General features: G+C 64.6%; 20 protein-coding genes. 13 read left to right on the forward strand and 7 right to left on the reverse strand.

The genetic code is table 11. The features are described from left to right. Positions 1-68: 68 nt before the first annotated feature. The 4 genes from N1058_RS21030 to N1058_RS21045 are packed head-to-tail and all read right to left on the reverse strand — an operon-like array spanning position 69 to position 3443. A complete protein-coding gene (locus N1058_RS21030; protein ID WP_265519560.1) occupies positions 69-596 on the reverse strand; it encodes a hypothetical protein in 528 nt (175 codons plus the stop codon). 19 nt (positions 597-615) lie between these two features. Then, positions 616-1344, reverse strand: coding sequence for a DUF2259 domain-containing protein (locus N1058_RS21035; RefSeq protein WP_265519561.1), 729 nt, complete (start codon positions 1342-1344; stop codon positions 616-618). 18 nt (positions 1345-1362) lie between these two features. Beyond that, entirely contained in the window at positions 1363-2376 is a 1014-nt protein-coding gene (locus N1058_RS21040) for a P1 family peptidase (RefSeq protein ID WP_265519562.1), read from the reverse strand. Beyond that, entirely contained in the window at positions 2373-3443 is a 1071-nt protein-coding gene (locus tag N1058_RS21045) for a branched-chain amino acid ABC transporter substrate-binding protein (RefSeq protein ID WP_265519563.1), read from the reverse strand. The genes N1058_RS21040 and N1058_RS21045 overlap by 4 nt, the downstream gene beginning before the upstream one ends. Before the next feature lie 175 nt (positions 3444-3618). Between N1058_RS21045 and N1058_RS21050 the strand changes: the two genes are divergently transcribed. From N1058_RS21050 to N1058_RS21080, 7 genes are all read left to right on the forward strand, one after another. Continuing rightward, entirely contained in the window at positions 3619-4113 is a 495-nt protein-coding gene (locus N1058_RS21050) for a flavin reductase (RefSeq protein ID WP_265519564.1), read from the forward strand. A 10-nt stretch (positions 4114-4123) separates the two neighbouring features. After that, on the forward strand, positions 4124-5053 hold the full coding sequence (locus N1058_RS21055) for an AAA family ATPase (RefSeq protein ID WP_265519565.1): 930 nt from the start codon (positions 4124-4126) through the stop codon (positions 5051-5053). Positions 5054-5181: 128 nt separating this feature from the next. Then, positions 5182-6447: a vWA domain-containing protein gene (locus N1058_RS21060; RefSeq protein ID WP_265519566.1), complete on the forward strand. Its 1266-nt coding sequence runs from the start codon at positions 5182-5184 to the stop codon at positions 6445-6447. A gap of 22 nt (positions 6448-6469) precedes the next feature. Beyond that, a complete protein-coding gene (locus N1058_RS21065; protein ID WP_265519567.1) occupies positions 6470-6796 on the forward strand; it encodes an XdhC family protein in 327 nt (108 codons plus the stop codon). A 4-nt stretch (positions 6797-6800) separates the two neighbouring features. Continuing rightward, a complete protein-coding gene (locus N1058_RS21070; RefSeq protein WP_265519568.1) occupies positions 6801-7508 on the forward strand; it encodes an XdhC family protein in 708 nt (235 codons plus the stop codon). Further along, positions 7505-9124 (forward strand): molybdopterin-binding/glycosyltransferase family 2 protein, encoded by a 1620-nt coding sequence (locus N1058_RS21075; protein ID WP_265519569.1) that lies wholly within the window; start codon positions 7505-7507, stop codon positions 9122-9124. Before N1058_RS21070 ends, N1058_RS21075 begins: the two co-directional genes overlap by 4 nt. Further along, a complete protein-coding gene (locus tag N1058_RS21080) occupies positions 9124-9999 on the forward strand; it encodes an alpha/beta hydrolase family protein (protein ID WP_265519570.1) in 876 nt (291 codons plus the stop codon). The genes N1058_RS21075 and N1058_RS21080 overlap by 1 nt, the downstream gene beginning before the upstream one ends. A gap of 6 nt (positions 10000-10005) precedes the next feature. Here N1058_RS21080 and N1058_RS21085 read toward each other — a convergent pair whose 3' ends face one another. Then, a complete protein-coding gene (locus N1058_RS21085; protein WP_265519571.1) occupies positions 10006-11037 on the reverse strand; it encodes a DUF1176 domain-containing protein in 1032 nt (343 codons plus the stop codon). 184 nt (positions 11038-11221) lie between these two features. Between N1058_RS21085 and N1058_RS21090 the strand changes: the two genes are divergently transcribed. Then, on the forward strand, positions 11222-11665 hold the full coding sequence (locus N1058_RS21090) for a hypothetical protein (protein WP_265519572.1): 444 nt from the start codon (positions 11222-11224) through the stop codon (positions 11663-11665). Here the strand turns inward: N1058_RS21090 and N1058_RS21095 are convergent. Then, positions 11646-13043 carry an MATE family efflux transporter gene (locus N1058_RS21095; protein ID WP_265519586.1) on the reverse strand — a complete coding sequence of 466 codons (1398 nt, stop codon included), beginning with the start codon at positions 13041-13043 and terminating at the stop codon, positions 11646-11648. The two genes, N1058_RS21090 and N1058_RS21095, sit on opposite strands and share 20 nt — an antisense overlap. 315 nt (positions 13044-13358) lie before the next feature. Here N1058_RS21095 and N1058_RS21100 point away from each other — a divergent pair, with 315 nt between their 5' ends. From N1058_RS21100 to N1058_RS21110, 3 genes are all read left to right on the forward strand, one after another. Continuing rightward, the gene (locus N1058_RS21100) at positions 13359-14408 is read left to right on the forward strand and encodes an aldo/keto reductase (protein WP_265519573.1); all 1050 of its coding nucleotides are present in this window, start codon (positions 13359-13361) and stop codon (positions 14406-14408) included. 184 nt (positions 14409-14592) lie between these two features. Continuing rightward, positions 14593-15546, forward strand: coding sequence for an alpha/beta fold hydrolase (locus tag N1058_RS21105; protein WP_265519574.1), 954 nt, complete (start codon positions 14593-14595; stop codon positions 15544-15546). A 242-nt stretch (positions 15547-15788) separates the two neighbouring features. After that, positions 15789-16253 (forward strand): aminoacyl-tRNA deacylase, encoded by a 465-nt coding sequence (locus N1058_RS21110; protein WP_265519575.1) that lies wholly within the window; start codon positions 15789-15791, stop codon positions 16251-16253. Between the two features lie 60 nt (positions 16254-16313). On the opposite strand, the gene N1058_RS21115 is transcribed toward N1058_RS21110, so the two are convergent. Then, complete coding sequence (locus N1058_RS21115) at positions 16314-16874, reverse strand: type 1 glutamine amidotransferase domain-containing protein (protein ID WP_265519576.1); 561 nt, start codon at positions 16872-16874, stop codon at positions 16314-16316. Between the two features lie 269 nt (positions 16875-17143). On the opposite strand from N1058_RS21115, the gene N1058_RS21120 reads away from it, so the two are divergent. Together N1058_RS21120 and N1058_RS21125 are read left to right on the forward strand one after the other, a co-directional pair. Further along, positions 17144-18139, forward strand: a complete 996-nt coding sequence (locus tag N1058_RS21120; RefSeq protein WP_265519577.1) for a glycoside hydrolase family 25 protein — start codon at positions 17144-17146, stop codon at positions 18137-18139. 22 nt (positions 18140-18161) lie between these two features. Further along, positions 18162-18449 carry a GIY-YIG nuclease family protein gene (locus N1058_RS21125; RefSeq protein ID WP_265519578.1) on the forward strand — a complete coding sequence of 96 codons (288 nt, stop codon included), beginning with the start codon at positions 18162-18164 and terminating at the stop codon, positions 18447-18449. Positions 18450-19759: the final 1310 nt, after the last annotated feature.

Here is a 19759-nt window from a genome sequence, read left to right on the forward strand (position 1 = left end):
GCAGCCTCCTACCACCCGAGTGCTGTCAGGAAAAGCCGGTACCGGCCTCTCGACCGAAATCGCACAGGTTAACAGTCTGGCCGCGCAGCCCGAGCAAACCACAGGCTGAAGACGAATATAGCCGCAAATCCGATGGGAAAGTAGAACCGCATCCCGATGACGGCGAACTGATAAAGCGCATTGGCCATGGTGAAGAAGAGCTGGAGGCCCCAGACATAGGAAAAGGTCTCGGCATGCCACTCCGCATAATAGGTCCGGTATTCGAGCCCGAACAGAAGCGCCGTGATGCCTGTTGTGGCAAGGGCAAGCGAAAGGAACATGGCGGCGAACCGGCCGGTGGCGTCCGCTCGCCTTCCGCTGAGGAACCGGGCGGCGAACAGCGCCGGTGCAAAGGCCGTGAACCCGCCCAAAACGAACAAGGTCGTCACCTCGGCCTGATGGCTGGCTGTCTCCCAGTGCCGGATATTGAGAAACGCGCCGGCGCCGGCGAACGTCGCCCATACCGACGATCCCGCGAGGCTCACGCCCAGGGACGGCAGGGACGTCCGGCCGTGCGCCACCACCGCTCCCAGCCGCCCCCGCGTCATGATCCGCATATGCCTTCGCACATCGGTATCATAGCCGTCCCGTCACGGCGATGAAGTGGTAGTCGGAGCCCTCGAACCCCACCGCCTCGATGGCGATCATCACAGCGAATACGGGCGTCCCACTGGGCGGGTAGAAGGTTTGCACGCCTGCAATGGCGTAAGCGAGCGGGCATCCGCGGCTTGAGGGAATTCCGCTATCGGCATGAATCATTTGCGCTTCTTGCCCCTCTGCAGTTCCAAGCCGCAGCAGCTTGAAGCCCATGGTCTGGCCGAAATCGCTGCAAAACTCCTGCCCCTGCAGCGAAATCTCCTCCAGGCTGAAGGCAAGCGGGTCCTGCGCCGAGAGCGGCGACATGGCGGGCTGTGGCAACACCGCCATCAGATGTGGATTGGCGGTGAGTTCCGTGACGGCGTTCCAGCCTGCCGTATGGCCTTTGTTGGCATTGAGCTCGTCCCCCGGCACGATCGCCTCACCTTGCTGCCGGGCCTGCTGGCGGGTGGCTTGCAGGCTCGCCCCATCCTCCTCCAGCCTCACCCGCACGGGTGTGCCCGCCAGAAAACTGTCCGTCGCTGTGTCGATGTAATAGCGGTTGGCGTAGGGAAATCCGGAACCGTCCTGGACGCCATATTCCTCGAAGGCGAACACGTCGCCATCGGCGCTGAAGCCGAGTATCTCGACCGTGGCCATGTCGCCCGCCCGCGCAGGGAGCGGAATCAGCAATAGGATGAGGGCTGCAATTCTCGTGAGACTCGGCATCGTCGTGCTCCCTTCGTTCTATGGGTTCCACCGGTCCGACCATGCGGGCATCGTGTCGCCCGGCGCATGGATCGCGGCGAAAACGCCGCGTGCAATAGCGCGCGCCATTGTCGCCGTTGCCGCCGCGTAGAGCTCTATGCTGGCTTCCAGGGTTAATACGTCTTCCCGGCGGCAAGTCGCCAGCCCGAAGACGAGGTCGCCGTCGAGAGGCGTGTGCGCCGGCCAGATGGCGCGGGCAAAACCGTCATGGGCGGCGATTGCCAGCCGCTTGGCTGCGGCTTTGCTCAGCTTCGCATCCGTCGCGACAACCCCGATGGTGGTGTTCGCCCCGGCTTTGGCCAGCCCCAATTTGGTGACCACTTCGTTGGCGTCCGGGGGCAGGGGCGAAGGCAGGCCGTGCCCGCCGAACTCATCCCCGATCTCGAACGGCGCCGCCCAGAAATGGCGGCTGCCGCCGACCGTGACGGAGCCGACCGCGTTGACCGCCACCAGCGCTCCGACGGTGATGCCGTTCGGCAGAACCGTCGAAGCAGAACCGAGCCCGCCTTTCAGCCCCGCAGTCAGCGCGCCTGCGCCGGCGCCGTGGGAGCCGACGTCGAAGGTGTCGCCGGCCTTTTCCGCCGCTGTGAAACCCAATTCGCGATAGGGCGGGTATCGGCCCCAATCCTTGTCGCCGCCATTGGCAAGGTCGAACAGGATTGCCGCCGGAACGATTGGGACGCGATGTCCCGCCACCTCGAAGCCGCGTCCGGCCTCGCGCATCGCGGCCTGCACGCCCGACGCCGCGTCGAGCCCGAAGGCCGAGCCGCCGGACAGCGCAATCGCGTCGATGGCCTCGACGACATTGTGCGGGGCAAGCAGATCGGTCTCCCGTGTTCCCGGCGCCCCGCCCAACACCTGCACGCTGGCCACCGCAGGCGTCTCGCACACGATCGCCGTCACGCCTGACTTCAGCCGTGCATCGTCGCTGTTGCCCACCTTGAGGCCGGACACATCGGTAATCAGGTTCCGTTTCCCCGGGCGGAAGCTCATTCGGCCTTCACGAATTCGTCTCCGTCGTAGCGGAAGAGATCATAAAGCGGGCGCGCAAGGTCACCCTTTTCATCGAAGCGCACAATACCGATAGCCGTGTCGAAGGCATAGGAATCGAGCGCCTCGACAAGACCGACTTCCGTCTCAGCCGCCCGCGCGGCTGCACCGGCGGCCATTTGCAGGGCGGCGAAACCGGGCAGCACATAGCCTTCGGCCTCGATGTTTCTGTCCGCGAGAAACTCCAGCGTGCGCTCGGGCGCGAATTCCCTCCACTCCGGCAGGCCGATCATGAGCACGCCCTCGGGCAGTTCCACGCTACCGTCCTCCGCCCGCAGCGCTTCGCCGCCCGCAATCGTCAGGTCATAGCCGAGATTTGCCGCGTCCCTTGCCATGATGGCAATGTCAGCCCGGTCCCCGCCGACGAAGACATGCGTCGCGCCGGCCCGGCGCAGGCGTCCGACCAGCCCGATCTGGTTGTCGAGCTGCGGGCGGAACGTATCGAAGAAGACCGGCTCCAGCCCCGCGAGCTCGGCCTCGGCGCGGAAATGTTCGGCAAGCTCGCGGCCATAGATCGTTCCGTCGTCGACGATGGCGAAGAGGTTCTCCCGCCAGCGTGCGGTGAGAATTTGCGCCACCGCATCCTGTTCGGCGTCGGCGCGCGGCGCCAGCCGATAGATCGGCCATCCCGTCTTCGCGCGCTCGTCGGTCAGGCTGTTGGTGCGCACCGGCGTTATCACCGGGATACCGGCCTGGGCGAGTATCGGCATGGCCGCGTCGACGGCAGGCGTGCACAGGAAGCCGATCACGATCGAGACATTGGCCTCCACGAGGCTGCGTGCCGCGCGTTCGCCTCCTTCTTCCGAACAGGCATCGTCCACGGCGTACAGGGCTATATCGCTGCCCGGCAGCGTTTCCGCGGCGGCCTCCGCTCCCGCAACCCACTGCCTGCCCAGCCGCTCGAAGCCATCAGAGAGGGGAGCGGCAATGCCGACCGCCAGCCCGGCGGCGCGGGCCGGCGGACCGGCCCAGAGGCAGGCAAGCAGAATGAGGATTGCGGCAGAACGCATGGATTTAGACTGGGTACCTGACTCGATGTTACAGGGTGTAGCACACACGCCACTGGTAAATGGTGGCGCGGCGAGGCGCAACACGCTACAGCGTGCCGGCGTCGTAACGAACGTTAAGCGATCATGTGGTTGCGAACGCCGACATAGCACCTATATCGACCGGGCGAGGACATCCGTGCTGAAGACCAATGAAATAGCCCCCCAGGATTACCGTGACGCCATGGCCCACTTCGCCGGTGCCGTGCACGTCGTCACGACCGACGGCCCGGCCGGCCTGCGCGGCGTTACCGCCATCGCCGCCTGTTCGGTTTCGGACGATCCGCCCATCGTTCTGGTTTGCCTCAACAGGCATAACCCAAACAACGACCTGTTCCTTCAGAACGGGGTTTTCTCCCTCAACACGCTCTCCGCCGGCCAGGAAGAGCTCTCCAACGCCTTTTCGGGCCTCACCGGCCTGCCGCCGGAAAAGCGCTTCGCGCTCGCCCGATGGGAAACCCTGTCGTCCGGCGCCCCATGCCTGAAGGACGCCATCGCGGTCTTCGACTGTCAGGTGATGGACACCAAGGATCTGGCCACCCACCGCATCTATTTCGGGAAGGTGACAGGCCTGCGTGTGGGCGCTAACCTGAAACCGCTCCTCTATCACAACCGCGGCTACCGCACGCTCTAGCGGAGGAAAAATGTCCGAAATCGCGCCGCGCCCTCTGCCTGCATCCATAGACGAGACGCTCGAAATGCTCGGGCGGGCGGATTACGTTGCCGATCGCTCGCTCGCTACGGTGCTGTTCCTCAGCCTCAAGATGAAGCGGCCTTTATTTCTTGAAGGCGAGGCGGGCGTTGGCAAGACCGAGATCGCCAAGGTTCTGGCCGCTTCGCTTGGCCGCCGCCTCATCCGCCTGCAATGCTACGAGGGTCTGGACGTTTCGTCCGCCGTCTATGAGTGGAACTACGCCGCCCAGATGATCGAGATCCGCATGGACGAGGCCACCGGCGCGGCGGACCGCGACATGATGGAGCGCAACGTCTTTTCCGAAAAATACCTGATCCGCCGCCCGGTACTCGAGGCGCTTGGCGGGGCGGCGGGCGCGGCCCCCGTCTTCCTGATCGACGAGCTCGACCGCACGGACGAGGCCTTCGAGGCGTTCCTTCTTGAAATCCTTTCCGATTATCAGGTGACGGTCCCCGAGCTCGGCACCATCCGCGCCGAAGAGCCGCCCATCGTCATCATCACCACCAACCGCACCCGCGAAATCCACGACGCGCTCAAGCGGCGCTGCCTTTATCACTGGGTCGATTATCCGGACGCTGCCCGCGAGCTGGAAATCGTCGCCCGCAAGGTGCCGGACGCCAACAGGCGCCTTTCGCGCGAGATCGTTCATTTCGTGCAGCGCCTGCGTGAAATGGACCTCTTCAAGGTGCCGGGCGTCGCCGAATCGATCGACTGGGCCAGCGCCCTGACCGAACTCGACAAGATCGCGCTCGACCCCGAGACCGTGTCCGACACGCTCGGCGTGCTCCTGAAATACCAGGACGACATTGCGCGCCTCGGCGAAGGCGAGGGCGCCCGCATCCTGAAGGAAGTGAAGGCGGAGCTGGCGGAGGCGGAGTAGGAGCTGAGAGTCTGTTTTGAAAGTCATCAGGGCGAGTCGAAAATGGTGTTTTTCGAGCACCGGAGCGGAGCGTACATTAGGTACGTGAGCACCGGAGCGCAGAAAAACGCCATTTGCAGGCTGCCATCATGACTTTTAAAACAGGCTCTGACATGCAGACCGCCGACCCCGAAGGCCGCCTCGCCGACAATATCGTCTATTTCGCCCGCGTCCTGCGCAAGGCGGGCCTGCGCGTCGGCCCGGCCTCCGTTACGGACGCCATCGAGGCGGTGCTGGCCGCCGGCATCGGCACGCGCGAGGACTTCTACTGGACGCTGCACGCCGTCCTGGTCAACCGGCACGAGGATCACGCGGTCTTCGACGAGGCGTTCCGCCTTTTCTGGCGGTCGCGCGAACTGGTCGAAAAGATGCTCGCCATGTTCTCGCCCGTCGCGCCCGACACCCGCCAGAAGGAAAAGCCGCGCGCTGCCGAAAAGCGCGCCGGCGATGCCCTGTTGAACGGGCGGGACGATCCGCGCTCGCGCCGCGACGAGCCGGAGATCGAGATCGACGCCCGCTTCACCCTGTCTGCCAGGGAGGTGCTGCGCCAGAAGGACTTCGCCCAGATGACGGCGGACGAGCTGGCCGGCGCAAGGCAGGCGATGTCGGCCCTGGTCATGCCCCACGATCTGGTCACGACCCGGCGTTTCCGGCCCCAACCGCACGGGGTCCGCGTCGATCCGCGCGCCATGATGCGCTCCAGCCTGCGCACCGGCGGCGATCTCATCCTGCCGCGTTTCCGCTCCCCGCGCCGCATCCATCCGCCGCTTGTGGTGCTGGCCGATATTTCCGGCTCCATGAGCCAGTACACTCGCATTTTCCTGCATTTCCTCCATGCGCTGACGGAAAAGCGCCGCCGCGTGCATTCCTTTGTGTTCGGCACCCGTCTCACCAATCTCACGCGCCAGCTTCGGCACCGCGATCCCGACGAGGCGCTGGCCGAATGTGCGGGCGCGGTCGCCGACTGGTCGGGCGGCACGCGCATCGGCGAGGCGCTGCACGAATTCAACCGGCTCTGGTCGCGCCGGGTGCTGGGGCAGGGCGCGGTGGTGCTTTTGATCACCGATGGACTCGAACGCGACAATATCGAAACGCTTTCGCGCGAGATGGAGCGGCTCAACAAATCCTGCCGGCGGCTGATCTGGCTCAATCCGCTCCTGCGCTTCGACGGGTTCGAGCCGCGGGCCCGCGGCGTGCGCGCCATACTGCCTCATGTCGATGAACTGCGCCCGGTCCACTCGCTCGCCGCGCTGGGGGATTTGTGCGAGGCGCTGTCCCGCACACCCCGCAGGGTTCGCCTTCTCCATCCGCAAGCCGATGCCCTTGGCAACGACGCCGGCAAGCGCCCATATTGAGGGCATCGACGGAGGAAAAGTCATGACCGCCATCCAGACACGAGACCCGCTGCAGATCGCCGAAAGCTGGATGGGCGAGGGTAGGGACGTCGCCATCGCTACCGTGGTGGAGACTTGGGGTTCCGCCCCGCGCCCCGTAGGCAGTCATCTGATCATCGACGCCGACAGCCATTTCGAAGGCTCCGTGTCGGGCGGCTGCGTGGAAGGCGCGGTGGTGGCCGAGGCGGCCGATGTCCTGGAAGACGGCAAGCCGCGCATGCTGGAGTTCGGCGTCGCCGACGAAACCGCCTGGGAGGTGGGCCTGTCCTGCGGCGGCCGCATCAAGGTCTATGTCGAGAGGCTGGGATAAGTCCATGGATCCTTATTCTCTCAAGAAGCTGAATGCCTTGAGGAAGGAGCGCCGCGCCGCCATCCTGCTTACCGATCTGGGCGACGGGCGCGACCGCGTGATCGCCGAGGGCGATGCCGTCGCCGGCGCGCTGGGCGAGGCGGTGGCGAAAGCCTTCCGTTCCGGCAAGTCCGGAACGGTGGTGGCCGACGGCCGCACCTTCTTCCTCAACGTTCACCTTCCGCCACCCCGCCTGGTGATGATAGGCGCGGTGCATATCAGCCAGGTGCTGGCGCCCATGGCCCGGCTTGTCGGCTTCGACGTGCACATTGTCGATCCGCGCACCGCCTTCGCCTCGCCCGAGCGCTTTCCCGAGGTGAGGCTCGATGCCGAGTGGCCGGAGGATGCGCTGGCCCGGACGCCGCTCGATCCTTATTGTGCACTGGCTGCGCTCACCCATGACTCGAAGATCGACGACCCCGCCATCCGCCGCGCGCTCGATGCTGGGTGCTTCTATATCGGCGCGCTCGGCAGCCGGAAGACCCATGCCAAACGCATCGAACGCCTGACCGCTGCCAGCCTGTCGCAAACGGCCATAGATACGATCCGCGCACCCATCGGCCTGCCCATCGGCGCGGCCAGCCCGGCCGAGATCGCCGTCGCCATTCTTGCCGAGATCATTGACGCGCTGCGTTCGCGTGGGATCGAACCGCGGAAGGGAGAAGCGGCGTGAAGTTTGGGCCCGTAGCGCTCGGCGAGGCCGAAGGCGCCATCCTCGCCCATTCCTTGCAGGCCGGCGGCAGGCGCCTGCGCAAGGCTCACCGCCTTACCGCCGCCGATATCCGCGATCTGCGGGACGCCGGCGTTGAAGAGGTGATCGCCGCCGCCTTGGAGCCCGGCGATCTCGACGAAGACGCCGCCGCCGCCCGCATCGCCGAAATTCTTGAGGCGCCGGGAGCCGAAATCCGCCCGCCCTCCACCGGCCGGGTGAACATCCACGCCGCGAATCCCGGCCTCTTCACCGTCGACAAGCGCACCATCGACGCGATCAACGCCGTCGACCCCGCCGTCACCGTCGCCACCCTCGCGAATCTCGCACCGGTGGAAGCCGGCCAGATGGTCGCCACGGTCAAGATCATTCCCTTTGCCGTAAGCGCGGGAATTATCGCGCGCATAGAGGCCGCGGTCGCCGCCGCCCGTCCCTTCGCCATCGAGCCTTTCAGGCCGCATCGCGTGGGCCTGATCCAGACGGTTCTACCGAACGTCAAGGAGAGCGTGCTGGACAAGACCGCGCGCATCACCGCTGACCGCCTGTCCCGTTCCGCAAGCCGGGTCACCGAGGAAGACCGTCCTCCGCACGACACCGCCAAGCTCGTGGAGGCTATATCCGCTCAGGTCGCCCGCAACGACATGGTGCTGGTGTTCGGCGCATCGGCGGTCTGCGACTTCGACGATGTGATCCCCGCCGCCATCCGGCAGTCGGGCGGCGACGTTCGGCGCACCGGCATGCCGGTCGATCCGGGCAATCTGCTGGTGCTCGGTTTCATCGACGGCAAGCCGGTCATCGGTGCGCCGGGATGCGCGCGCAGTCCCAAGCTCAACGGTTTCGACTGGGTTCTCGACCGGCTTCTGGCCGGTCTCGACATATCCGGCGACGACATTGCCGGCATGGGCGTGGGAGGCCTGCTGATGGAGATCCCGACGCGTCCCCAGCCGCGCGAAAAGAGCGCAAAGCCCGCTCGTGCGAACCCGTGGGTCGTGCTGCTTGCCGCCGGCCAGTCCCGACGCATGGGCGCCACCAACAAGCTGCTGGCCGATTTCGCGGGCCAGCCCCTGGTGCGCCGCACCGCCGAACGTGCCGTCTCCTGCAAGGCGGATGGCGTCGTCGTCGTGCTGGGCCATGAGGCTGAGGCTGTTTCCTCCGCGCTCGATGGCCTCGATGTCAAGAAAGCGGTCAACGCCGATTATGCCCAGGGCCTTTCGACATCGCTGAAGGCCGGCATTCGAGCGCTGCCGCCAATGGCGTCCGGCGCGCTCATCATGCTGGCCGATATGCCGGGCATTACCACCGAAGTCCTGAACCGGCTGGTCGATGCCTTCACCGCCTCCGGCGGCAAGGCCATCGTCCGCGCCACCCATGGCGGCAAGCGCGGCAACCCCGTGGTCCTGCCGGGCGCGCTGTTCCCCGAGATCGAGCGCCTGGAAGGTGACACCGGCGCGCGCCATGTCGTGGAAAGCGCGCCCGTCGAGATAATCGACGTGGAGGTGGGAGCGGCCGCCAGCCTTGATGTCGACACGCCCGAAGCGCTGGTCGCTGCCGGTGGCGTCCCGGCGGGCGGCGAAGGCTGATGGCCGCCGGCATCTTCCGCCTCGTCCTGCTGCTGTTCTTCGCCCTCCCGGCAAGCGCCGGTGCCTTCGAGTTGCCCCCATTCAAGGACCGGCTGTTTGCATATCCGGGCATACTCTCGCAAAAGGACGGTGGCGATTACCGCGTCGTCGACTACCGCGAGATGCGCGACATCAATGGCCGCGACGCAGTACCGGAGCGCCGCGTCAAGGGAAGCTATGTCGACACCGGCGTGCGGCGCGCGCAGCAGGATCTGGCGCTGAAAACCGGCAGCGGCCTGATCCGCCACTTCGCGGTTGGGCGAACCGAACGCGCCAACCTCATCGTCGTCTATCTCCACGGTCAGGGCGGCAGCCGCAGGCAGGGCGTCGACGACTTCACCTTCGGCGGCAATTTCAACCGTATCAAGAACCTGATGGCGCGAAACGGCGGGCTCTACCTCGCGCCCGACATTACCGATTTCAGCGATAAGGGAACCGCCGAGGTGGCGGCACTCCTGTCCCACTACGTATCGGTTTCGCCGGGCGCGCCCGTATTCCTCGCCTGTGGCTCGATGGGCGGGGCACTGTGCTGGCGTCTGGCGCGGGACGAGAGGCTTCTTCCGCGCCTCGGCGGTCTGCTGCTTTTGGGCTCCGTGTGGGACGAAGGTTTCATCGGCTCCAAACCCTTCGAGCGCCGCCTGCCTGTCTTCATCGGGCACGGCAGCAACGATACCGTTTTCCCCGTCGAGCGGCAGGAAGCCTTCTACACATCGGTTCGCCGCGCCGTGCCCGGCTACCCCATACGCATGGTCCGCTTCCAAACCGGCACGCACGGCACGCCCATCCGCATGACCGACTGGCGCGAGACACTCAACTGGATGCTTTCGCTCCGCTGACGCCGTTTACGGCCCGCTGAAATAATCCAGCATCGTCTCCGGATTGATCTCGCCGTCATAGCTTGCATCCACGTCATATTTCACCAGCTGGAACGTACCCGAGCGGAAGAGCCATGTGCCGCTGGACGAAGCGTCGCCAACACCGCGCCATTTGGCATGGGAGGTGATCGTCAGCGTTTCGGGATCGTAGCTGGAATTGACGAGGAGATCGCTGGCCGAATAGCCGATGATGCGAAGGTCCTCGACGGGCGCGCTTGTGTCGTCGTTCTCATACCGGATGTCGAGTTCGGGCACGGCGAAACGCAGGGGCAGAACCTCGTTGTCTTCATTGGCAAGGAAATATGCGTGGTTCTCGTTATAGGCGCCACGACCACAGAAGAACCGGAACAGCCGAGCCTCTCTTTTGGGGGCATCGGCTTCGTCATACGGATAGTTGAAGCGGATCGTATAGCTTTCAGGGGCACCCGGTTCGCTCTGGCCGGCCGGGCACACGCCGTCATAAAGGGTTGCGAACCGCCTGCTGGCCGTTTCCATCAGCGCGTCGCGCGTCTCGGCCGGGGGCCCGTCGCCGCATTGGGCGGGAAGCGCGGTCTCCAGCGGCTCATCGGTCGGCGTCAGTTTTCCTTCCTCGATATGAAGCGGCGTGAAGGGCGTGGTCTGGATCAGCGGATTGGCCAGCCGCAGGCTGTAGCACCCGGCGAAGACCTTCTCCGTACCGTCCGTATCGCGCGCGCTGATCGCGACCGGCAAATTGTAGAAGATGCTGCCCGCCGCGCCTTCTTCGCTGGCCGTCCCGGTTTCCACATCCACATTATCCGTGTCCGCATAGCCTTCGGCATATGCGTCGAGGGTCTCGGCCGGAGGCGATCCGAAATAGGCGTATGCCCGCGCATATTCCTTGCGGTTGATGGCGTTGTAGAGCGAACGTACCAGCGCTTCCGGGCTGGACCGGTCGTCGAGATAGGCGGGTTCGGCTGAAGCGCTCGGATGGGAGGCAAGAACGAGGGTGGTGATCGCCGCGAGTCTTGCGAATTTCATCGATTCCGCCCTTTCGGGAGTTTGTGTCTGCTGGATCGGATGACGCCGACAGCACAACATCTTACCCCTTCATGTAAGAGCCTTTCGTCTAAAATTGGAACGGCCCTTTCAGACCTTTGTTAAGAATGGCTGGATAGGTTGAACGAATGCCGCTCGCTGGCGGCATGCGCATATGGGGGCCGGAATGAGCGCGGGCGAAAACCGTGATTTTGCAAGTCTTCTCGATGAACTTCTGGCCGAAGCCGCAGAGCCCGAACAGGGCGCGCGCCGCATCAACCTCGATTATCTGTCGGTCGTCGAGGAGCTTCATTCGGGCCGGATAAATTTCACCGACGAAAGGGCTGCCGCCGAATATCGGGCCAATGTCTCCGAAAAGGCTGCAAGGCAGCCATTGGCCGAAACTGTTGTCCCGCCTTCCGTCGATCCGGACGAGATCGCCCGCGAACTGGGCCTGGCGCGTCAGGCGGCGGTCACGGACCTTGACCGGCTGCGCCGCGAATTCGCCTTCCGCAACCATCCGGACCGGGTTCCGGAGCATCTGCGCGCCCGCGCCATGATCCGCATGCAGGTCGCCAACACGTTGATCGACGAGGCTAAGCGCCGCCGCTTCAGGCCGAAAAAGACATAAGCTTTCCGCGATTGAGCCAGCGCCCGATCAGCATCACGGATACGATCGCCAGCCCCGAGAACAGCCCCAGCCACACGCCCACGCCGGCGAGGCCGAAGGGAAATGCCAGCGCCACGCTGAGCGGCAGGCCGACGCCCCAATAGCCGAGCGCGGCATAGATCATCGGCACGGTCGTGTCGTGCAGCCCGCGCAGCATGCCGGCGGCCACGGCCTGCGCACCGTCGACGATCTGGAAAAGCGCCGCGCAGGCTAGGAAGCTGACCGCCATCGCGATCACCGCAGCGTTTTTGGGATCGGCGAGGTTTACGAACGCTCCGATGAGCAGATGCGGCGCAGCGAGCATGAGGAGCGCCATGCAGGCCATGAAGCTCACCCCCATGACGAAAGCCGTCCAGCCCGCGCGCGTCACCGCTTCCGCGTTCATTGCGCCATAGGCACGGCCGACGCGCACCGTCACCGCCTGGCTCAGCCCCATCGGCACCATGAAGCTGATCGACGCGATCTGGATGGCGATCGCATGGGCGGCGAGCGAAACCGCGTCGATCAGGCCCATCAGGAAGGCGGCGGCGTTGAAGATCGACACTTCGAAAGTGAGGATGCCGGCGACCGGCAGCCCCAGCCTCAAGAGCCCGAAGAAGCGCGGCCAGTCCGGTCGCCAGAAGCGGCCGAAGAGCTGGTAGCGGCGGAAATTGCGATCGAGGACGACGACGAGCACCAGCCCGCCGAACATCATCGCGCTCGCAAGCGTGGTGGCGATACCGGAGCCGACGATGCCGAGCGCGGGAAAGCCCAGATGGCCGAACATCAGCGCCCAGTTCGCGAGCACGTTGAAGGCTACGCAGACAAAGGCGATGATCAGCGCCCAGCCTGGCCGCTCCAGCGCCGAGATGAACGAGCGCAGCACGATGTAGCCGAAAAAGGGCAGGGCGGCCCATTGCAGCGCACCGATATAGCCCGCCGCCATACGGCTGAGCTCTGGCTGCTGGCCCATTGCATTCAGAATGGCTTCGCCGTGCCACAGGAAGAACCAGATGGGCACGCACACGGCGATGGCGAGCCACAGCCCCTGGCGCACTGTGCGGCGTACATCGCGCAGCGAGCGCTGCCTGCGCCCCAGTGCGCTCGCCATCATGGGCGAGGTGGCGAGCATCAGCCCAAGCCCGAAAATGATCGGCAGGAAGTAAAGGTTGTGGCCGAGCGTGCCGGCCGCGAGCGCTTGAGGCGAAAGCCGCCCCATCATCATGACGTCGGTGGCCGTCATCGCCGTCTGGGCGAGGTTGGTCAATATCATCGGCCACGCCAGCGCCAGCATCGCGCGTGCTTCCGCAAACCAGGGATTGACGGGCGGCGCACCGGCGCCCGAGACCAGCGCAGTCATGACTTCGGCTTTCGTGTTTAACGCATCGGCCGAAGACCCGAATCGGTTTTCGGCATGCACGATGCGCAGGCTGTAAACGGCGGAAATGGTTCGTCCAGAAAGGATGCGCGGCGGTCCGCGCATGCCGCCAGCCTCGGCTATTACCCATGGTTGTGTCCGAAACAAGACAAATTTGTTTCTGCAATCATCAAGGAAGTTGATTACCAGCATTTGGTTGGCGGCTCCGCCTTGGCGGAAACGCTCTGGTTGTCCTATACTGCTGTTCTCTCACTGCGGCGCGCATGCGCCAAAATCCCAATCGATGGAGAAAATGCGATGGAAAAGCGCCGCCTTGGCCGCTCCGGCCTGTCCGTGTCGAAAATCTGCCTCGGCACCATGACCTGGGGCCAGCAGAACACCGAAGCCGAAGGCCACGAGCAGATGGACCGCGCGGTCGCTAGCGGCGTCAACTTCTTCGACACGGCCGAGCTCTATTCGATCCCCGGCAAGCCCGAGACCCAGGGTAGCACCGAAACCATCATCGGCACCTGGTTCAAGGAGCGCGGACGGCGCGACGATATCGTGCTGGCCACCAAGGTGGTGGGCCGCACGAACGATGAATGGTTTCGCGGCGGCCGGCCCTCTAAGCTCGTGCGCGCCGACATCATGGACGCTGTCGAAAAATCGCTGAAGCGGCTTCAGACCGATTATATCGACCTCTACCAGATCCATTGGCCCGAGCGCGAAATCCTTTTCGGCTCGAACCCGGTCCGCGTTACCGAAATTTCCCCGCCGCTGCCCGACGAAACGCCCATCGCCGAAACGCTGGCCGTATTCGACGAACTGGTGAAGGCCGGCAAAATCCGCCATTTCGGCCTCTCCAACGAAAGCACATGGGGTCTGATGCGCTACCTCGCGGCGGCCGATAATGGCATCGGACCCCGCGTCCAGTCGATCCAGAATGCGTACAATCTGGTCAACCGCACTTTCGAGGTCAATCTGGCCGAAGCCTGCACGCGCGAGGATGTCAGCCTGCTTGCCTATTCGCCGCTGGCGCAGGGCTATCTCAGCGGCAAATACGATAACGGAGCGCTGCCGGAAGGCTCGCGCAAGCAGCTTTTCGACCGGCTGCAGCGCTACGAGAAGCCCCACGCGCGCGAGGCGATCCAGGCCTATAACGAGCTCGCCCGGCAATTCGGCCTGACGCCGGCATCCTTCGCGCTCGCCTTCGTCAATTCACGTCCCTTCCTCACCTCCAACATCATCGGCGCGACCACGATGACCCAGCTGGAAGAAGCGCTCGCCTCCGTCGATGTCGCCTGGACCGGCGAGATGCAGGAGGCGGTCGACGATCTTCACCAGAAAGTCGGAAATCCCTGTCCCTGACCCGCACTTCGCGGTGGATTTTTACAAAGGCCGTGTCGGAAGATGCGGCCTTTCTTCGTTCTTGAGGCAAGAGCCCCGCAGCATCGGCCCGAAATCGGGATCGATCTTCGGAAAGCACGATGCGCAGATTCAACAGTTTACAGCGCCCTTTGGCGCAATGTTGGCGAACACCGGAGGACGAAACATGATCAGGACCACAATGCTTGCCATCGCCGCATCCGCGCTTGCGGCTTTCGCATTGCCCGCCAAGGCTGAAAACGGAGAGAAAACCGCCATGCAGGAACAAGCCACTCAACTGCAAGCCCCCTCGAAAAGCGGCCATGTCGAGGCCAACGGGCTCAACTACTACTATGAGATCCGCGGCGAGGGCGAACCGCTTCTGCTGCTCCATGGCGGGCTCGGGCAGATCGAGATGTTCGGCCCGGTTCTGGCAAGGCTGGCGACCGAGCGCCAAGTGATCGGCGTCGATCTGCACGGACACGGCCGTACGCGCCTCGGCGACCGGCCCATCGACCTGAAAGACATCGGCGACGACCTTGCCATTATCCTCGATAGGCTGGGCTACGGCACGGTTGACGTGATGGGCTATTCGTTCGGCGGGGGCGCGGGCTTCCGCCTGGCGGTCCAGCACCCCGAAAAGGTGCGCCGTCTGGTGGTCGTGTCCGGCGGCTTTGCCCAGGATGGCTTCTACCCGGAAATGCTGCCCATGCAGGCTTCCGTTTCGGCCGAGATGGCGCCGATGATGAAGGACACGCCCATGTACCAGTCCTACGCAGCCGTAGCGCCCGACCCGGAGGAATTCCCCGCGCTGCTCGACGCCATGGGGGCGTTCATGCGCAAGCCGTACAACTGGGCCGAGGACGTCAAGACGCTGGAGATGCCGGTCATGCTGGTCTACGGCGACAGCGACATGTTCCGCCCCGAACATATCGTGGAGTTCTACCAGCTTCTGGGCGGCGGCCTGAAGGATGCGGGCTGGATGCGCGAGCACATGTCGCAAAACCGGTTGGCGATCCTGCCGAACCTCACGCACTACGAAATCGGCCTCGCCCCCGTGCTGGCCGAGACGGTGCTGCCTTTCCTGAACGGCGAAAACCGGGTGAAGAGCTGGGCCGAGCAGGTGGAAGGCGCGAAGTAGGGGCGCTTGAAGGATGAAAACAAGAAAGGGCGATCGGCTTGCCCGATCGCCCTTGGAGGAAGGCTGTTTTCTTGTCGCGGAAGGGCGACAGGTGTATCCTCAGGCATCTGAATGGCCAGCAAGCGGGCTGACGTGGCGCTGGTTTCGCAAAGGACGGTGGAGGCCGCCTTGCCCACGATCCCCCGTCGGAGCGCATCGGCAGCGCGCTTGTGCCGTGATGTGACGGGAAAAGGACGAGACTCATGGGTATCGCGATGACAATGCAGGAATATCTGGAGGACAGCCATGTCCTCTACGATATCGCCAAACACAACAGGACCAGCAATTCCGAGATGACGGCGCGGGTGAGCCACGTGCCGAACAACGCACTCGCCAAGGGGGTGGTGCTGAAATGGGACGGCGGCTACCTGCTGGCCGTGGTGCCGGCCTCGCGCCACGTGGATCTGAAGAAGGTGCGCGAGATCGTCGGCGAGAAGGTGGAGCTTGCCAGCGAAGAGGAGGCCGTGGCCCTTTTCCCTGACTGTGCGGAAGGCGCGGTGCCCATTTTCGGCGCGCCCTATCATCTGCCCTGCGTGGTGGACCAGGGGCTCGAGACAAGCGACGACGTCTATTTCGAGGGCGGCGATCATCGCACGCTGGTCCATGTCAGCCATGACGCTTTTGAGCGGCTGATGTACGGCATCCCGCGCCGGCAGATCAGCGGGTGAAACCCGAAAGGCTGATCGAACGACAGGTCGTGCAGAGCGCGAGGCAGGACGGGGGCTGCATCATGCAGCGCGGCGCTCATGCGGGCCCTCGCGTATCTCTTCGGTGAGTTTGGCGCAGAACGCGTCGAGGTCGCCCGGATTACGGCTGGTGACGAGGCCTTCATCGACTACCACCTCACTATCCTCCCACTTGCCGCCGGCATTGACGACGTCGGTTTTGATCGACTTGTAGGAGGTGACGCAGCGGCCCTTGACGATGCCTGTCTCTATCAGAAGCCAAGGCGCATGGCAGATTGCGCCGACCACCTTGTTCGACGTCCAGAAACTTTTGACGAAATCGAGCGCCTTTTCCTCCACACGCAGGAGATCAGGGTTGATCTGGCCGCCCGGCAGCACCAGCGCGTCGTAATCTTCCGCGCGCGCCTCATCCAGCTTCTTGTCGACCGGGACGGGATTTCCCCAGTCCTTCTTGTCCCAGCCCTTGATCTCGCCGGTCTCCGGCGCCACCACCTGCACCTCCGCCCCGGCCTGGCGCAACTGCTTGAGAGGCACCTCCAACTCGGATTGCTCGAAGCCGTGGGTGGCAAGGATGGCGACGCGTTTGCCTGAAATATCGTGCATGGTTCTCTCCTTTCCGGGTTCACTGCCAAAACGGAGACAGGGCGCGTGTGTTCCTTTCTGGAGGGCGGCTACGGGGAAGGGGGCAGTTGGCCAAGGAAATGTGCTGCGGTGTGCGGCAACCGCGCAGGCCATTCGCGGAACGGCGCGCAGCCGAGAAGTTAACATTCTGATTCAAACTTTATTGTCGACTTTCCGCTAAACTTGGCGACTTGTCCGGCGAAAGGCATGGCTGCGCCTTCGAGCCGCTTCGTTTTGCGTACAGGTCGTCCATGCGTTTGCCCGTCATTCATGCCCTTCTCTTCACCTTTTTTGGCCTTGCCGGTTGCTCCGGCGGGGCGAGTGTGGACGCGCTGCAGATCGCCGAGCCCTCGCGCGAGACGACCGGCTCCATCGTGCGGCCCGATGTCGGGATTCCGGGTGCGGGCAGCGGCGAGGTCATTGCATCCGCCACCGAGGCCGGCATGAGCGCGCTCGCCGAGACAGAGCATGTCAACGCACCGGCATTCGAGCAGGTCGCGCTGAACATGCCGCCGAAACCGGCCCTGCGGCCGGCCGGAAAGCCCTCGGGCGGCAAGGTCTACAGCCAGAAGTTCCGCGACGCCAAGCCGGTCAATTTCGGCAAGGTCACGCCGCAGCATCACGCCGTGCACGGCGTCGACGTCTCGCGCTGGCAGGGCGAGATCGATTGGGCGACGCTGCGCGGGCAGGGCGCCAATTTCGCCTATATCAAGGCCACCGACGGCGGCGACCATCTCGACCCGATGTTCCGCAAGAACTGGGATGCCGCGGCGCGCGCCGGCCTCAGGCGCGGCGCCTACCACTTCTTCTACTGGTGCCGCACGGCGGCCGAGCAGGCCGACTGGTTCATCCGCAACGTGCCGAAGGTGAAGGGCGCGCTGCCGCCGGTGATCGACGTGGAATACAATCATCAATCCGACTGCAAGCGCCGCTGGCCGCGCGCCGACATTCTGGAGAAGATGCAGGTCTTCATGGACCGGCTGGAGCGGCACTACGGCCAGCGCCCCATCATCTACACCGCCCCCGATTTCTACGGCGACAATCTGCAGGGCGCCTTCCCCAACCACCCCTTCTGGCTCCGCGCCGTGGCCGAGCACCCCTCCAAGGTCTATCCGGGCCGCGACTGGGTCTTCTGGCAATATTCGGGCTCCGGCCTCAGCCAGGGCGTGAACGGCAAGATCGACCTGAACGTGTTCCGCGGGGATGAGCGCGCCTGGTGGAACTGGGTGGGCCAGGTGGCGGGCTAGGGCCGTCCAGGGCCCCAGTGCGATGACCGGCTATGTCTACATGGTCGCCAGCCAAAAGCGCGGCACGATCTATATCTGCGTGACGAACGATCTCGGCCGCCGCATTCCCGAGCACAAGGAAGGCATGGGCTCGCGCTTTACCAACCGCTACGGCGTGCAGCGGCTCGTCTGGTACGAAGAACATTTCGACATGCGGGATGCGATCCAGCGGGAGAAGTCGTTGAAGCGCTGGCCGCGACAGTGGAAGATCGAGTTGATCGAGAAGACCAACCGGGAGTGGCAGGAATTGTTGCGGGGTTGGGGATGGTGAGAGGCCATCAGGGGCTGCTTCCCGCGACGGAACCGTCAGCGCCAGCGCTTGCCAGCAGGAGCCACCAACGCCAGTGCCACCATCACCCACCTTCGCCGGCGCAAGCGTTCGCACCACCCCCTCCGCTTCGTCATCCTCGGGCTCTTGACCTGAGGATCCATGCCGTGACGGCAATGAGGCGTGCGGCGTTTCCGGCATGGGGGGCCCGGTGCCGGAAGCGTCGGGCGCGGTCGGAGAAAGAACGGCATGAATCCTAGGGCCTGCGCCTCGCTTCGCTCGGCTTCGCCCTAGGATGACGAAGGGAGATGCGGTTGTGTTGGCGGGCGAGGATGGCGGCAACGTCAGCGGGACACCGCGTCAGCAACTGCCCTCGACTTCCAAGGGACGCGCGCCATCCCCCTCCGCTTCGTCATCCTCGGGCTCTTGACCCGAGGATCCATGCCGTGCCGGCGATGAAGCGTGCGCCGCTCCCGGCATAAGGCGCCCGGTGCCGAAAGCGTCGGGCGCGGTCGGAGAGGGAACGGCATGGATCCCAGGGTCACCACCTCGCTCCGCTCGGCTCCGCCCTGGGATGACGAAGGGGATGGGACGCTGCTTTCATGATGGAACCGCCAGCGCCACCATAGCCCGCCTTCGACGGCGCAAGCGTTCGCGCCATCCCCCTCCGCTTCGTCATCCTCGGGCTCTTGACCCGAGGATCCATGCCGTGCCGGCGATGAAGCGTGCGCCGCTCCCGGCATAAGGCGCCCGGTGCCGGAAGCGCCGGGCGTAAGTGGAGAGGGAACGGCATGGATCCCAGGGTCTCCGCCTTCGGCTCCGCCCTAGGATGACGAAGGGGGAGGTGGCTTTGTGTAGCCGTCGACGCTGCGGCTGGCGTGATTGCCTCGCTCGTACCACCCTCCGCTTTGGCATGCTTTCGCGCCTAGCCTCCCGCGCGACGTCGGCGCCCGCCCCTCCGCGTCGTCACGAGGGCGCCACCCCTCCGCTTCGTCATCCTCGGGCTCTACCCGAGGATCCATGCCGTGACGGTGACGGAGGGGGCGCCGTTTCCAGCATGGGGCGCCGGGTGCCGGAAGCGTCGGGCGTGAGGGGAGAGGGAACGGCATGGATCCCAGGGTCTCCGCCTTCGGCTCCGCCCTGGGATGACGAAGGGGAGGTGGGGCCGTGTAACCGTCGACGTTGCCTTTCACTTACCCATAAGTTGGGTTGGGCTTAGCTTTGGGGTTTGGAAACCTATGACAAGGTCGGCAAGGCGAGAGAAGCCGCGCCATATGACGGTTGTTCCTGGTGGATCATCCCCAGCACGGTTG

This window comes from Nitratireductor luteus (genome assembly GCF_026162365.1).
GTDB lineage: Bacteria > Pseudomonadota > Alphaproteobacteria > Rhizobiales > Rhizobiaceae > Chelativorans > Chelativorans luteus.